Here is a 13804-nt window from a genome sequence, read left to right as displayed (position 1 = left end):
TTTACAATGCGTCTACGCAGTCTTTTACAAGTGTCGGACCTGTATATATGAGGCCACTATACACTTGTACAAGGCTTGCTCCTGCTTTTTGTTTCGCAACAGCATCTACGCCCGACAAAATACCACCCACACCGATCAATGGAATTTGACCGTTTAATACTTTAGCAAAAGCCGCCAAACATGCCGTACTTTTTTCAAAGACTGGCGCACCTGATAGACCACCAGCTTCATCACCAAATGGAAGGCCTTCAACACCTTCACGTGACAAAGTCGTATTGGTAACAATCAGACCATCAATTTTAAATTTTAACAATTGTTGTGCAATAAAATTAATGTCTTCAGGTTCTAGATCTGGTGCAACTTTAAGTACTAAGGGTACATAATGTTGATTTTCATCCGCCAACTCGAGTTGACTTTTCTTGAGCGTCTCTAACAGTTCAGTCAAAGCATCACCGCTTTGTAAGCTGCGAAGATTTTTTGTGTTAGGAGATGAAATATTAACCGTAATATAAGAAGCGTAGTTATAAACTTTTTCTAGACAAATCAGATAATCGTCAACTGCTTTTTCAACAGGTGTAACTGCATTTTTACCGATATTGATCCCAAGTACACCCTTAAATTTTGCAGCTTTTACATTTTCGATCAGCTGATCCACGCCATCGTTGTTAAAACCCATACGGTTAATAATGGCTTTTGCTTTCGGTAAACGAAATAAACGAGGTTCAGGGTTACCTGATTGTGGAAGGGGTGTAATTGTACCAATTTCAATAAAGCCGAAGCCCTGGCTCGCCAGCGCATCGATATAAGCACCGTTTTTATCAAGACCGGCTGCTAAACCAACAGGATTAGGAAATTCGATTCCCATACATGTCACTGGTTTAGACGCCACGTTTTGACGCATCATTCCCATCTTGTGAGAAGATTTCAACAGCGATAATGTCAGCTCATGTGCACGCTCTGGTGCTAAAGTAAACAACAAAGGGCGGGCTAGAGAATACAACATATCTATAAAAGTCTACTGCTTTTTAAGTCGGCATATTATAGGCACAGCACAAATAAAACACCATGCTTAGCAGATCTTTATTTTTACCGATTATTGTACACTCGCTGTTAATTTGATCTGTCCCGCTTCAGAACTTAATTCCATCTTTTCAATACTTAAACCCATTTGAACCAATTGCGTCAAAAAATTGGCCAGAATTGCATAATTTTCATGCATCACAGCAATCTGTATTTGCTCGCCGACTTGTTGAGATGCTACTGACAAGCCCTGTTGTTGCGATACACGCTGAACTTTTTCCAACGCGCTCAGTTGTGTATCACCTGCTGGTTTCATCGTGACGGCATTACTTTGCATCCAAACAACAGTATCTTTGAGTTCATTCACGCGCTTTTGTTGAAAATTTGCAGCTTTGTTCATATAAAATAGTGCCGAACCAATCGCTGCCACTACAACAAAAATTGTGGTAAAGATCACCATGACTCGTTCACGAGTAGAAAGTTGGTCTAAATAATCAGTGATGCGCTCAATTTGCCCATCTATACGTTGCTGTAGGTTTTCCATTTTTATCATTATTGTATTTTCACCAATCCAATCGCGCCGTTGGCACTTGGTTGAATATTCCCTAATTCGACTTTAAAACCTTGTTGTTTTAATTGATCAGTTAGGGTTTGTAGTACTTCTGCCGAATTAGCTTTTAACTCCATATTCAGCATCGAGGCTTCATAGCTCACACGATTTGCAGAAATTTGGTTTTGCATTAGAACAGGACCAACACGGCTCAGTAAAGACAAAGCCTGTGCATTGCCCGTTTGACTCTGACGCAATTGTGATTCGAACTGGCTTTTCAGCGTTTGTTCAGTGACAGGATAGCTTTGACCAAACCAATATTTAAACTGATCAATCGCTTGTGCCGCAGTGATATTGGCCACTTTTTTGTATTGATACCAGCGAACTGCATCATAACTAAACTGAGTAATTAGAGCCGCAACCAAAACAGCTGCACATGCTTTCCAATAGCCACTCACACCCGTATTGGCTTTGGCTTTCGGCAAAACATTGAGTGGGTGTTGTTTCGGTTTTTTTATATTGGGTAATTCATAATGAAAAGATTCAATGTGATCATGCGTTACAGCGGCTTCAAGACTATGCGTCTGATCTGAACTTAGATTTGAAATCTTATAGTTCGGCTGACCAATTTGATAATCTAAGTACAAAGCCAAATCATCAACGGATTGCCCGACATATTCACCATTTCGGACCAATAAATGACCGCTGACATTTGCCAAAACATGTTGCCCTGATTCTGGACTTGGTAAGACCAAAAAGTCAGGTAATAACGAAATGACTTTTACAGGAATTAGCGTCAAAGCATGCTGCATCGTTTCGACTGCACTATGTGCAATCCCCATGACCGTTAATTCATCTGGACTTTGAAAATGATGCAATACTTTCATTGCATCCAAAGGCAAAATGACATATTCCTCAAGTAAATATTTTACGCCGTCTGGGCCAAGTTTTTTATATTGGTTTTTTGGAAAATTTTGCTGAATGATTTGTACATCACGACTCGGAAAGAAAACAACCGCTTCCTTTCCCGCATGTGGCTGAATTTCCTGAATCAACTGTTCAAGTGTCGATGACTGCTTCCAGAAATCCCCTTCTGACCATTGCCAAACCCCATTGGCTTCGGGCATCCATAAATACAACATTAATTTTTCTGCCGTTTTAATTGGTTTTTATGTTGATGGTATAAACGTTTTAATTTGTGTTGATAACCCTGGAGCAATGACCGCTTGTTCATAAATGCGCGCTTCTGCCAAAGCATAGGGATTAAAATATTCTGAGACCAAAACACTGGCCATATGTGCCACAACGTTCATATGGCACACCACCACAATAGACTCATACGGTAAATGTGACAACCATTCCACTGCAACTTTGGCATCATCTTCCGGTTTGATGGCATTACAAATAACCACAGGCACATGTGGAAAATGTTTTTGCAAAGATGAAAGTGTTTGCTGCGCACGCAGTAGCGGACTCACCACAAAAACGTCTGGTTGAATTATATCTTTCAAATATGCTGCAGTTTCTGCCGCTTGAGTTTGTCCGCGCGCTGTTAAAGGACGCTTTTCATCATTCCCCATTACTGGCGGAGCAGCTTCGCCATGCCTAACCAATGTCAGTTGCATAAAATTTCCTTATTCTATTCCGCACATTATATACAGCCAGTATGACAAAGCTATGTGTATTGCATATTAATCAGCAAACTTAAACTTGCTGATGTGGCAAGACAAATTCAACATCACTGCGATGGCCATTTTTCATCAGTGACAATGCAATATTCAGTGCCGGCGCACCTTCAAAAATCACTTCGTACAAGGCACTGGTAATTGGCATATACACACCGAGCTCTTCAGAGCGTGCGCGTACTTGCACAATCGTATTAATCCCTTCCGCAGTTTGTCCGAGTTCTTTGGTAGCTTGTTCTAAGCTTTTACCACTACCGAGTGCAAAGCCGACTTGGTAATTGCGGCTGAGTGGACTACTACAAGTTGCAAATAAGTCACCGACACCAGATAAACCTAGGAATGTTAATGGGTTTGCGCCTAATTTCACTGCAAAACGGCTCATTTCTGCCAAAGCACGTGTCAAAATCATACTCTTGGTATTTTCACCGACACCATAAGCCGCAGCTAGACCCATCGCGACTGCATAGATATTTTTCAGAGCACCGCCCAATTCCACGCCATGCACATCATCACTGGCAAATACACGGAACAACGCACTGTGTAGCGCTTGTTGAACTGCATAACGAACCAGCTCAGATTGGCTTGCGATCACTGTTCCTGCTGGTTGTCCTGCAACAATTTCCTTCGCCAAGTTTGGCCCTGAAAGCACACCATAAGGGACTTCAGGAAGTTCTTCACGAATAATATCGCTCATAAAGCTAAAGGTATTGGCTTCAATACCTTTGGTTAAAGACACCACTGCTTGTGACGTGATAAAAGGCTTGATCTGCTGTAAAACACTACGGAAAGAATGGCTCGGAATGGCCACTAAAATAATGTCACGATTACATACTGCTTTTTCTAAATCTGAAACAGCGAGCAACCCAGCTTCTAATTGAAAATCTGGCAAGTAACGTTTATTGATATGTGTTGCATTGATATCCGCAGCCGCCGCCTCATCACGAATCCATATCATGGTGTCACAGCCATTACGTACTGCGGTATTGGCCATCGCAGTACCAAAACTCCCGCCACCCAATACCGTAACACGCAGTGCAGTTTTTTGGTCAACTGACACAGGGCTAACAAGACTTGCAAAATCAAGTTCTGACATTGTTCTTTTATCCTAATTTCTTTACTGATCGATCTTGTTCAATCGAACTATTTTTCACTTTTATTGGTTTGCTTTATGCCAATGGCTTACAAAGTCAGCAGACTGTATTTCAGCACGCGGTGGAATTGCTTTCACTGCTGTACCGATATAAATAATGCCTGAAATCAAATCATTTTCCGTTAAGCCTAAGGCTTGTTTAAACAATTTAGATTCAACCACCGCCCCACTACGCCACATGGTTGAAAAGCCCTGTGCTTGTAGAGAGAGCAAAAAGTTTTGTACTGCTGCGCCTGAACTTAAAATTTGTTCGAAATGCGGAACTTTGGGATGATCTTGTAATTGAGTTAAAGCCAAAACCAATAGTGGCGCACGAAATGGATGGTGTTTCACACGTTCCAACTGCGCTTCTTCTGTTTGTCCAGTATCAGCTAAGGCATGTGAAAGTAATTCACCAAATGCTTCACGTTCAGTTTCAGGAATAATCACGAAACGCGTAGGCTTAAGACGATGATGATCTGGCGCCGTTAAAGCGGCTTGAAACGCATTTTCCAATTGCTCAGCATTCGGCGCAGGTTCAATTAAATGACCAATCGACTGACGCTGATGAATATTTTGATGAACTGTATCAACTGCTGATTTTAGAATTGACATCTATACACTGTACTTTAAAACGTTTGCTCAAGATTAGCATATTCTCAATAACTTACTCTAGAATGTTTACGTCAGACTCGGTGCTTATTTGTTAAGTCAGCTTTATTCACAGATTTACTATAAAAAAACCGCATAACTTGTACAGCAGTTCCCTGTTCTATAAGAAATTTTATGTTCAAATAAATCAAATTATTTCTAACTCGGGGCACCGCATGAAAAAATTCAACAAAACTGTTGCCATTGTTAGCACGCTAAGCGCAACTGTGCTTTTAGCTGCATGTACATCTACGCCAACAAAATCTTTAGCGATTCAAAAACCAAATAATCAATATGAAGTGACCGCCGTAGGTAAAACCAGTTTAGCGGCAAAAAATAATGCAATTGCAGCTGCAAATAGTACCTGTGGTAAAAATGCGACCCCTGTCGTGGTAGATGAAAAGCAAGAATACAACGGTGTATTAAAAGGCGTGGTCGATGAAAAGACAGGTCAAATGATTCAGGCGGCGGCTGGCGTACTTGGCACCATTACAGGAAATAGCGGCAGCATCAGCAAAGATGATGATTACCAAACTGTACTAACCTTTAGTTGCCGTGCAAACTAAAACGTTAGTTTGTGATTTAGTTTTGTCATTAACTCAAAATGAAATAGTCAACATGAAATAAAAAAGCCTGCAAATCTGCAGGCTTTTTTAGAAGCAAAAATTAGCAATAACCGTCTAAACGGGTTAAAGGTAATTTTTGACCAATAGCTTTTTCAATTTCAGGTAGTGAAAAAGCATCATCTTCAGACAAGAAACTAATACTGACACCACGTGTTCCTGCACGACCTGTACGACCGATACGGTGTACATAATCATCAGACTGTTCAGGAAGTGTAAAGTTCACGACATGAGAAACGCCATCGACATGGATACCACGACCTGCAACGTCTGTTGCAATCATGATGTTATGTTGACCATTTTTAAACTGATCAAGCATTTTCAAACGCTTATCTTGAGCGATTTCACCTGACAACATCACCACTTTATAACCGTCTTTTTTGAGATGATCATAAAGTTTACGCACTTGATCACGACGGTTGGCAAAGATCATGACCTTTTCAATTGGTTCATCTCGTAAGATGTCTTCCAATAATTTATATTTATCAGACTTCGCCACCATGTAGACACGTTGCTCAACGTCTGCATTGGTTTTCTTTTCAGGCTCAATTTCAACTGTAACGGGCTCAAACAACCACTGCTGTGCAAGATTGAGCACGTCATAACTAAACGTCGCAGAGAACATTAGTGTTTGGCGTTGTTCTTTACGTGGTGAGAAACGCACAATACGTTTAACTGAAGGAATAAAGCCCATATCTAAAAGACGGTCAGCTTCATCAATCACTAAAAATTCAATTTGATCGAGCCAAACTTCTTTTTGTTCCACAAAGTCAATTAAGCGACCTGGGGTTGCAACCATAATGTCGACAAAATTACGATTTAATAGATTTTTTTGCTTATCAAAATCTACCCCACCGAGCAAAGTCATGACATTGAGATCAGTGTATTTCACTAATTCTTTAGCATCACTTTCAATTTGCAATGCAAGCTCACGGGTTGGTGCAAGAATCAATGCACGCGGTTCACCACGATAACGCTGTTCCTTAATTGGATTATTCAACAAGTCATTGATCACACTGACCAAGAAAGCCGCAGTCTTCCCAGTACCAGTTTGAGCACGACCAATAGCGTCATGTCCAGCCAATGTAAATTTTAAAACCTTTTGCTGAATAGGCGTCATATCCTTAAAACCCAAAGCATCAATGGCTTTTTTAAGGTTCGGATGTAAATTTAAGGTTTCAAAACCTGATGACATATAGATGTGCCCTAATTGAATAATCACAAAATTGCTGAAGCATTATAAACAAAAAACGCCCCAATTTACATTGGAGCGTTTTTGAGTACATTCAGACGATTAGTCTAAAGGTTGTACTTCTTCAGCTTGGAAGCCTTTTTGACCTTTAACAACGCTGAATTCTACGCGTTGGCCGTCACGAAGTGAACGGTGGCCTTCGCCCATAATTGCGCGGAAATGAACGAATACGTCGTCGCCGCCGTTACGTTGAATAAAGCCAAAGCCTTTAGTGTCGTTGAACCATTTAACAACGCCTTGTTCACGAGCTGTCATAAGTTAATCCTTATCGTATTTAAAAAAGAAGGACCACCCGGTGTTGCAAACAGCAGACCAAACAAGGTTAAAAAAAATATTTTTATTTCTAAGCTTGTAATCATTCTGTAAAACTATCAACAAAATCCCGGTTACATCCAAATATATCAAGAGTTAAGAGGCTTCACAGCCAACAAAAATCTTAACAACGCAACGAGCTTAACACGGGTTTACCGCAATTAATAGATTTTTTTGATCTATTTTCCTTTTGAATATTCTTATTTTTTCACATCGTTTGAGTTATAAATTACAAAGGATTTTTACCTATTTTAGGTTGGGATTTGGCACTGTATTTGCTAATATTTCCATTGAAATGTAAACATGTTGGATCTGCTTCGTGAGTGACAGCCAAAATTCGCTTTTAACTGTAGATGCAATGGGTAAACCCTGCCCGATGCCACTATTGATGCTCAAAAAAGCTTTAAAGAAAAGTCCAGACCAATCTTTATTGTTAAAGTCATCCGATCCGCACAGCCAACAAGATGTATCACGATACTGTCAAATACATCAGTTAAACTGTGAAATGCGCAAAATTTCCGATTCTGAGTTTCATTACTTAATTGAATCTTAAAAAGATTCAGTTAAACTAAATTGCTTCATAATTGAATAAAAGTTTACATTTCTATACCCAATTTTCCATAATTTACGGAAATATTGGATTAAGATGAATCTTAGTTATTGGGCTTACCCATTTTTAGTTCTCAAGGAGAAAACATGAGTGACAGCAGCAATCAATTGATGCCCCTGTCATTATCGGCACCTGGGGTGAATCTTGGTGCTTATATTAGTACTGTTAATCAGATTCCAATTTTATCGGCCGAACAAGAAAAAGAGCTGGCCGAACGTTATTATTATGACCAAGATTTAGACGCAGCTAAAATGCTGGTGATGTCGCATCTTCGTTTTGTTGTGCATATCGCACGTAGCTATGCAGGCTACGGCTTGCCACAAGGTGACCTGATTCAAGAAGGTAACTTGGGCTTAATGAAAGCGGTAAAACGTTTTGACCCAAATATGGGCGTACGTCTCGTATCTTTTGCTGTGCATTGGATTAAAGCAGAAATTCATGAATATGTGATTCGTAACTGGCGTATTGTCAAAATTGCGACCACTAAAGCACAGCGTAAATTATTCTTTAATTTACGTAGCTTAAAAAAGTCGTCTAAAAAATTAACTTTGGCTGAAGCACAGTCAATTGCCAATGACTTAAATGTGACACCCGAACAAGTCTTGGAAATGGAAGGCCGTTTAACCGCTTATGATGCTGCGTTTGAAGCTCAAGGTGATGATGACGATGAAGGTTCGACTCATGTTGCTCCTGCCCTTTATCTCGAAGATAACCGTTACGACCCTGCGCGTTTAGCGGAAGATGAAGACTACGAAGAACAAAGTACTTCAGCTTTACATGAAGCCATGGATCAGCTGGATGATCGTTCACGTAACATCTTACAACGTCGCTGGTTAGATGACGAAAAGTCGACACTGCATGAATTAGCGGCGGAATATAATGTATCTGCTGAACGTATTCGTCAGTTGGAAAAAAATGCGATGGAAAAAATTAAAGTCGCAATGTCTTCAAACTAAGTTGAAGACTTTTCCCAGTCATACTAAAAAAGAGCATTTCGATGCTCTTTTTTTTATGCCTGAATATTGTCGAATGACAAACTGCAACACAAAAACTTTGGGCATTTTTGCTTTAACCCAAGGTACTAAATATGCTATGGTTATGCGCAAATTTTGTTAAGGTGAATGCACATGTGGATTGCCATTTCCGCACTTAACTTAGCTTTTGCTGTGATGCTTGGTGCCTTTGGTGCACACGGATTAAAAGCGCGCGCGACTGAAGCCCAATTGGCTTGGTGGCAAACTGCAACGGACTATTTCTTTTATCATGCACTGGGCTTACTTGCCCTCGCGATCTTATCTAAAGTCATTCCCCAACTTCCAATAAAAGCTAGTTTCCTCCTTATACAAGTTGGTATTTTCTTCTTCTGTGGTTCTTTATATGTGATGGCTCTAGGCTTACCACGCGGTCTCGGTGCCATTACCCCAATTGGTGGAGCGTTGATGATTGCTGGATGGCTCATATTGGCCTGGAATGCATTTAAATACGCAAAATAATTAACAACAGATTTTGGCCTTATTCAATAGGTAAGGCAGCAAGAACGGAATCCACAAATGCAAATCTATTTAAACGGCGAAGCTACACAAACCGAATGTGTCAACCTCTTGCAATTGGTTCAACAATTACAACTGGAAGGCAAACGCTTCGCTGTTGAAAAAAATGAAATGATCATCTCGAAAAGTAAATTGGAACAAACCCCAATTGCAGAGCAAGATCATATTGAAATTATTCATGCCGTAGGTGGCGGCTAAAATGGAGCTCCCATGGAAGATACACCCCTAATCATTGGTTCACGTACATTTAATTCACGACTTTTAGTTGGTACAGGTAAGTACAAGGACTTAACGGAAACTGACCAGGCCATTCAAGCCAGTGGTGCTGAAATTGTGACCGTTGCCATTCGCCGTGTGAATATTGGTCAGCATCCAGACCAGCCGAACTTGCTTTCTGTAATTCCACCTGAAAAATATACGATTTTGCCAAATACAGCAGGTTGTTTCGATGCGAACAGTGCGGTCCGTACTTGCATGTTGGCGCGTGAACTATTAGATGGTCACAATTTGGTTAAACTTGAGGTTTTAGGCGATGAGAAAACCTTATATCCAAATATTACCGAGACTTTAAAAGCTGCACGTACATTGATTGACGATGGCTTTGAAATCATGGTTTATACCTCAGATGACCCGATTGTGGCACAAGAACTGGAAAGCATGGGCTGTGTAGCGATTATGCCTTTAGGTAGTCTCATTGGCTCAGGTTTAGGCATTCTCAACCCACATACTATTTCGATCATTAAAGACAATGCCAAAGTGCCTGTCTTGGTCGATGCGGGTGTAGGTACAGCAAGTGATGCAGCGATAGCGATGGAATTGGGCTGTGATGGCGTATTAATGAATACAGCAATTGCAGCTGCACAAAACCCTGTTCTGATGGCTTCAGCGATGAAAAAAGCAGTTGAAGCAGGTCGTGAAGCATTCCTAGCAGGACGTATGCCGCGTAAACGCATGGCAAATGCCAGTTCACCTGAAACTGGATACTTCTTTAAATAAGAACTCATTCACGGTATAAAAGAGGACTCTATTGAGTCCTTTTTTTGATTTTGAAAACCTGATAACAATGAAAATATCCCATATATTTTGTACTTTGAGTCTTTGTGTCGCATCTAGTTGGCTGTCTGCCCAAGTGCCCAGCACAGCCAAATCACTCGCGCCTCAAGGTTGGGAGATTTTGATGGCTACGACTGGCGACCTAAACAAAGATCAAATGCCAGATATTGCGATGATCGTGGAAAAACAAAAAGTCGATGTGGTGACCTATGATGACGATGGCAAAGTCGTTCATAACCATCCACGACAACTCATCGTATTTTTTAAAACCGCAAAGGGATATCAACGTATCGTTGAAAACAACAGTATCCCAGTCGCTCAGCAGCCCAATTCATGCTTACTTGATCCACTTGCTGAAGCAGAAGACATCCAAATCAGTAAAGGCAATTTACTCGTTCATTTTAGTTATTTTATGGCTTGTGGTGGCTGGGAATGGCCCCGACATAGTTATACCTTCCGTTGGCAAAATCAACGCTTTGACCTGATTGGTTTTGACTACAATAGCTTTCACCGAGCTTCTGGTGAAGAAACATCGAAAAGCTATAATTTTTCGACCTTAAAACGTAAGGAAATTGTAGGCGGCAATATGTTTGAAGATGCCAAAACTCAGACCAAATGGTCAACCTTCAAAGCACCACAGCAACTGACGCTTAAAAATATTAACTTTGATGATTTCTATACACAGTTCGAGTATTAAGCTAAACCTGAGCAATAAAAAACCGCCAATTTCGGCGGTTTTTTTTAATTCAATTTGAATACACAACTTAAGGAATTAATCCTTCATCACGCATCGCAATTTGAACTGATTGACGCTCTGCAACTTTGTTACGCAATGCAATGATATTTTTATATGGCGTTAAATCATGTCCGATGCCATTTGACCAATTTGTCAGTACAAAGAGATAAGCATCTGCTGGGCCAAAGTTATCATCGACCAAATAGTCGTTATCTGATTCACCAATCGCTTTATCGATGTATGTCAATAAACGATCAATTTCTGCATAAGCTTTTTCTTTAGCGTCTGCATCTAGTGGAGCACCAAAGAATACGGCATAAGCATCATGTAATTCTGAGTTCAAATAGCCAAGCCATTCTAAAACTTTGGCACGACCTAAACCTGATGGCGGAATTAAATCTTGTTTTGGATCATGCTGTGCAAGGAACGGTAAAATGGCCACGTTCTCGGTCAGGATCAAACCTGGGTTAATTTCTAATGCAGGTACATAACCTTTTGGGTTGATCTCGTAATAATCCACCCCTTTTTCTGTTTTATGGTTTTTTAGGTCAACACGGACCAAATCAAAATCGACATTAATTTCATTTAAAATTATATGTGATGCTAATGAACATGCACCTGGAGAATAATAAAGCTTCATATCTGATCCTTGTTATGTACTATTCAATGTTTTAAATCTCTTCTGTCAAACTTTCAAGTGATCAAACCTGTAAATTGCAAAAAAGCGTAAATGCTGAAACACATATACTCATTGACTATTGTCCATTATCAAGAAGATTTCAAGTCAATCTGTTATGCATTTTTATACTCAGTTGTTTTAACATAGCCGCGTTTAAGATTTGATGAAAAGTTACCGTGTTACAACTTAAAAAAGAACAATGGTTTTCCAATATTCGTACCGATGTGCTCGCTGGCTTAGTAGTTGGACTGGCGCTAATTCCAGAATCGATCGCCTTTTCAGCCATTGCTGGGGTTGACCCTCAGGTTGGTTTGTACGCTTCGTTTTGTATCGCCGTCACCATTGCCTTTTTTGGTGGTCGTACAGCAATGATTTCAGCTGCTACGGGTGCGATGGCCTTACTTATGATCACTTTGGTCAAAGATCATGGTTTGCAATACCTTTTGGCTGCCACGGTTTTGACTGGTGTGATTCAGATCATTGCTGGCTATTTTAAAGTCGCAAAACTTATGCGCTTCGTCTCGCAGTCAGTGGTGTATGGTTTTTTAAATGCACTCGCGATTTTAATTTTTGTCGCACAGCTACCTGAAATGTCAAAGATGGATAGTTGGGGCTATGTGTTTATGCTTTTAGGGCTTGCGATTATTTATCTGTTTCCATATCTACCTAAAATTGGCAAAGCTATTCCATCACCGCTGATTTGCATTATTGTCCTCAGTGGCTTGGCATTATTTCTAGGTGCAGACCTGCGTACTGTGAGTGATTTGGGTAAGTTTCCAGAGACTCTACCTATTTTCTTGATTCCTGAAATTCCTTTCAATCTTGAAACCTTCACGATTATTTTCCCTTATTCCATCACCCTAGCAACAGTTGGCCTATTAGAAACCATGATGACCACGACAGTGATCAATGAAGTCACTGGAACCGAAGGAGATCGTCATCAGGAATGTCGTGGTCAAGGGATTGCCAATATTGTCAGTGGCTTTATGGGCGGCATGGCAGGTTGCGCCATGATTGGTCAGTCGATTATTAATGTTAGCTCTGGCGCGCGAACTCGTCTCTCCACTTTGGTTGCAGGTGTATTTTTGTTGTGCTTAGTGGTGTTCCTAAAAGACTGGTTGGCCTATGTCCCAATGGCGGCCTTAGTCGCGATTATGGTCATGGTGTCATTCACTACGTTCCAATGGAATTCAGTCAAGCAATTTTCAAAGCATCCAATGTCTTTTAATGTCGTGATGATTACTGTGGTGATCGTGGTGCTTGCAACACATAATTTGGCGCTTGGCGTATTGGTTGGTGTGCTCCTCTCTGCGTTGTTTATTATCAATCAACTGGAAAGTTCGGTAAAAGTCACATCAGAACTTAAAGACAATATTCGTAGCTACACAGTCTATGGACAAATTTTCTTTAGTAGCTCTGAGAGTTTTTATCAATTTTTTGATTTTCAGGAGAGGGTTAGTCATGTGCGAATTGATCTGAGTCATGCACATATTTGGGATATTACTTCCGTCAATATTTTAAAAAATGTCGTGCAAAAATTTGAGTCAAAACAGATTCAAGTAGAGGTTTTTGGCTTAAATGAAGCAAGTAGCACTTTACTTGACCGTGTCAGTGACTAATGGATTTTTGAAATATTCACTTTGAATCAAATCAATTTTCAATAAAGCGCGACCTATTGGGACCCTAAGCAGGATATATATAGCAAAGGGTTTCAATAATCAAAGTCTCATTTGTAATGACATTACATAAAATACTAAGCCTATAAAAAAGCGAAAAATTCACCATTCATTCGATTTAACTGTATAATTCATCTCATAAAATTATAACTATAGGACTTACGCATTGACGGATTCAAAAAAGTATTAAAATACTTTATAAAGTATCTGTGATCAGACGAATTAAAAATGCTTCTACAGCAACTTGTACTCTACCCATTTATATGGGCTTTCTCATG

17 protein-coding genes are annotated in these 13804 nt (G+C 40.1%); 8 read left to right on the top strand and 9 right to left on the bottom strand.

The features are described from left to right. Window position 1 precedes the first annotated feature (1 nt). From FTV03_RS10075 to FTV03_RS10050, 6 genes are all read right to left on the bottom strand, one after another. Window positions 2-1003, bottom strand: coding sequence for a quinone-dependent dihydroorotate dehydrogenase (locus FTV03_RS10075; RefSeq protein ID WP_180041324.1), 1002 nt, complete (start codon window positions 1001-1003; stop codon window positions 2-4). A gap of 90 nt (window positions 1004-1093) precedes the next feature. After that, window positions 1094-1573 carry a type II secretion system protein GspM gene (gspM, locus tag FTV03_RS10070; RefSeq protein ID WP_180041322.1) on the bottom strand — a complete coding sequence of 160 codons (480 nt, stop codon included), beginning with the start codon at window positions 1571-1573 and terminating at the stop codon, window positions 1094-1096. Further along, window positions 1573-2712 carry a type II secretion system protein GspL gene (gspL, locus tag FTV03_RS10065; RefSeq protein WP_180041320.1) on the bottom strand — a complete coding sequence of 380 codons (1140 nt, stop codon included), beginning with the start codon at window positions 2710-2712 and terminating at the stop codon, window positions 1573-1575. The genes gspM and gspL overlap by 1 nt, the downstream gene beginning before the upstream one ends. A gap of 27 nt (window positions 2713-2739) precedes the next feature. Further along, complete coding sequence (locus FTV03_RS10060; protein WP_078193626.1) at window positions 2740-3195, bottom strand: histidine phosphatase family protein; 456 nt, start codon at window positions 3193-3195, stop codon at window positions 2740-2742. A gap of 79 nt (window positions 3196-3274) precedes the next feature. Further along, a complete protein-coding gene (locus FTV03_RS10055; RefSeq protein ID WP_180041318.1) occupies window positions 3275-4348 on the bottom strand; it encodes an NAD(P)H-dependent glycerol-3-phosphate dehydrogenase in 1074 nt (357 codons plus the stop codon). 60 nt (window positions 4349-4408) lie between these two features. Further along, the gene (locus FTV03_RS10050) at window positions 4409-4999 is read right to left on the bottom strand and encodes a nitroreductase family protein (RefSeq protein WP_171525909.1); all 591 of its coding nucleotides are present in this window, start codon (window positions 4997-4999) and stop codon (window positions 4409-4411) included. 212 nt (window positions 5000-5211) lie between these two features. Here FTV03_RS10050 and FTV03_RS10045 point away from each other — a divergent pair, with 212 nt between their 5' ends. After that, the gene (locus FTV03_RS10045) at window positions 5212-5601 is read left to right on the top strand and encodes a hypothetical protein (protein WP_078188876.1); all 390 of its coding nucleotides are present in this window, start codon (window positions 5212-5214) and stop codon (window positions 5599-5601) included. Between the two features lie 100 nt (window positions 5602-5701). On the opposite strand, the gene rhlB is transcribed toward FTV03_RS10045, so the two are convergent. Beyond that, window positions 5702-6853 carry an ATP-dependent RNA helicase RhlB gene (gene rhlB, locus FTV03_RS10040; protein WP_180003018.1) on the bottom strand — a complete coding sequence of 384 codons (1152 nt, stop codon included), beginning with the start codon at window positions 6851-6853 and terminating at the stop codon, window positions 5702-5704. 99 nt (window positions 6854-6952) lie between these two features. After that, window positions 6953-7165 (bottom strand): cold-shock protein, encoded by a 213-nt coding sequence (locus FTV03_RS10035; RefSeq protein ID WP_005014923.1) that lies wholly within the window; start codon window positions 7163-7165, stop codon window positions 6953-6955. Between the two features lie 415 nt (window positions 7166-7580). On the opposite strand from FTV03_RS10035, the gene FTV03_RS10030 reads away from it, so the two are divergent. The 6 genes from FTV03_RS10030 to FTV03_RS10005 all read left to right on the top strand — a co-directional run bounded on the left by FTV03_RS10030 (window position 7581) and on the right by FTV03_RS10005 (window position 11132). Next, window positions 7581-7775 carry a sulfurtransferase TusA family protein gene (locus FTV03_RS10030; protein ID WP_078189214.1) on the top strand — a complete coding sequence of 65 codons (195 nt, stop codon included), beginning with the start codon at window positions 7581-7583 and terminating at the stop codon, window positions 7773-7775. A 143-nt stretch (window positions 7776-7918) separates the two neighbouring features. After that, entirely contained in the window at window positions 7919-8788 is an 870-nt protein-coding gene (gene rpoH, locus FTV03_RS10025; RefSeq protein ID WP_078188879.1) for an RNA polymerase sigma factor RpoH, read from the top strand. Window positions 8789-8959: 171 nt separating this feature from the next. Beyond that, a complete protein-coding gene (locus tag FTV03_RS10020; RefSeq protein WP_180010328.1) occupies window positions 8960-9325 on the top strand; it encodes a DUF423 domain-containing protein in 366 nt (121 codons plus the stop codon). A gap of 57 nt (window positions 9326-9382) precedes the next feature. Then, window positions 9383-9580, top strand: a complete 198-nt coding sequence (gene thiS / locus FTV03_RS10015) for a sulfur carrier protein ThiS (protein WP_111885686.1) — start codon at window positions 9383-9385, stop codon at window positions 9578-9580. Between the two features lie 12 nt (window positions 9581-9592). Continuing rightward, the gene (locus tag FTV03_RS10010) at window positions 9593-10378 is read left to right on the top strand and encodes a thiazole synthase (protein ID WP_180041316.1); all 786 of its coding nucleotides are present in this window, start codon (window positions 9593-9595) and stop codon (window positions 10376-10378) included. 181 nt (window positions 10379-10559) lie between these two features. After that, window positions 10560-11132 (top strand): hypothetical protein, encoded by a 573-nt coding sequence (locus FTV03_RS10005; protein WP_180041314.1) that lies wholly within the window; start codon window positions 10560-10562, stop codon window positions 11130-11132. Window positions 11133-11199: 67 nt separating this feature from the next. Here FTV03_RS10005 and FTV03_RS10000 read toward each other — a convergent pair whose 3' ends face one another. Then, window positions 11200-11811, bottom strand: a complete 612-nt coding sequence (locus FTV03_RS10000) for a glutathione binding-like protein (RefSeq protein WP_078188886.1) — start codon at window positions 11809-11811, stop codon at window positions 11200-11202. A 215-nt stretch (window positions 11812-12026) separates the two neighbouring features. Between FTV03_RS10000 and FTV03_RS09995 the strand changes: the two genes are divergently transcribed. Continuing rightward, window positions 12027-13469: a SulP family inorganic anion transporter gene (locus tag FTV03_RS09995; RefSeq protein ID WP_180041312.1), complete on the top strand. Its 1443-nt coding sequence runs from the start codon at window positions 12027-12029 to the stop codon at window positions 13467-13469. Window positions 13470-13804 lie beyond the last annotated feature (335 nt).

Source organism: Acinetobacter sp. YH12218 (genome assembly GCF_013417925.1).
In the GTDB taxonomy this organism is placed as follows: Bacteria; Pseudomonadota; Gammaproteobacteria; order Pseudomonadales; family Moraxellaceae; genus Acinetobacter; species Acinetobacter amyesii.
This window is presented reverse-complemented; position numbering and strand designations above follow the sequence as displayed.

What these genes read in the sequence shown, in the direction of transcription:
- FTV03_RS10075 (WP_180041324.1), bottom strand. Translation starts at nt 1,003, where the DNA reads ATGTTGTATTCTCTAGCCCGCCCTTTGTTGTTTACTTTAGCACCAGAG.
- gspM (WP_180041322.1), bottom strand. Translation starts at nt 1,573, where the DNA reads ATGATAAAAATGGAAAACCTACAGCAACGTATAGATGGGCAAATTGAG.
- gspL (WP_180041320.1), bottom strand. Translation starts at nt 2,712, where the DNA reads ATGTTGTATTTATGGATGCCCGAAGCCAATGGGGTTTGGCAATGGTCA.
- FTV03_RS10060 (WP_078193626.1), bottom strand. Translation starts at nt 3,195, where the DNA reads ATGCAACTGACATTGGTTAGGCATGGCGAAGCTGCTCCGCCAGTAATG.
- FTV03_RS10055 (WP_180041318.1), bottom strand. Translation starts at nt 4,348, where the DNA reads ATGTCAGAACTTGATTTTGCAAGTCTTGTTAGCCCTGTGTCAGTTGAC.
- FTV03_RS10050 (WP_171525909.1), bottom strand. Translation starts at nt 4,999, where the DNA reads ATGTCAATTCTAAAATCAGCAGTTGATACAGTTCATCAAAATATTCAT.
- FTV03_RS10045 (WP_078188876.1), top strand. Translation starts at nt 5,212, where the DNA reads ATGAAAAAATTCAACAAAACTGTTGCCATTGTTAGCACGCTAAGCGCA.
- rhlB (WP_180003018.1), bottom strand. Translation starts at nt 6,853, where the DNA reads ATGTCATCAGGTTTTGAAACCTTAAATTTACATCCGAACCTTAAAAAA.
- FTV03_RS10035 (WP_005014923.1), bottom strand. Translation starts at nt 7,165, where the DNA reads ATGACAGCTCGTGAACAAGGCGTTGTTAAATGGTTCAACGACACTAAA.
- FTV03_RS10030 (WP_078189214.1), top strand. Translation starts at nt 7,581, where the DNA reads ATGGGTAAACCCTGCCCGATGCCACTATTGATGCTCAAAAAAGCTTTA.
- rpoH (WP_078188879.1), top strand. Translation starts at nt 7,919, where the DNA reads ATGAGTGACAGCAGCAATCAATTGATGCCCCTGTCATTATCGGCACCT.
- FTV03_RS10020 (WP_180010328.1), top strand. Translation starts at nt 8,960, where the DNA reads ATGTGGATTGCCATTTCCGCACTTAACTTAGCTTTTGCTGTGATGCTT.
- thiS (WP_111885686.1), top strand. Translation starts at nt 9,383, where the DNA reads ATGCAAATCTATTTAAACGGCGAAGCTACACAAACCGAATGTGTCAAC.
- FTV03_RS10010 (WP_180041316.1), top strand. Translation starts at nt 9,593, where the DNA reads ATGGAAGATACACCCCTAATCATTGGTTCACGTACATTTAATTCACGA.
- FTV03_RS10005 (WP_180041314.1), top strand. Translation starts at nt 10,560, where the DNA reads ATGGCTACGACTGGCGACCTAAACAAAGATCAAATGCCAGATATTGCG.
- FTV03_RS10000 (WP_078188886.1), bottom strand. Translation starts at nt 11,811, where the DNA reads ATGAAGCTTTATTATTCTCCAGGTGCATGTTCATTAGCATCACATATA.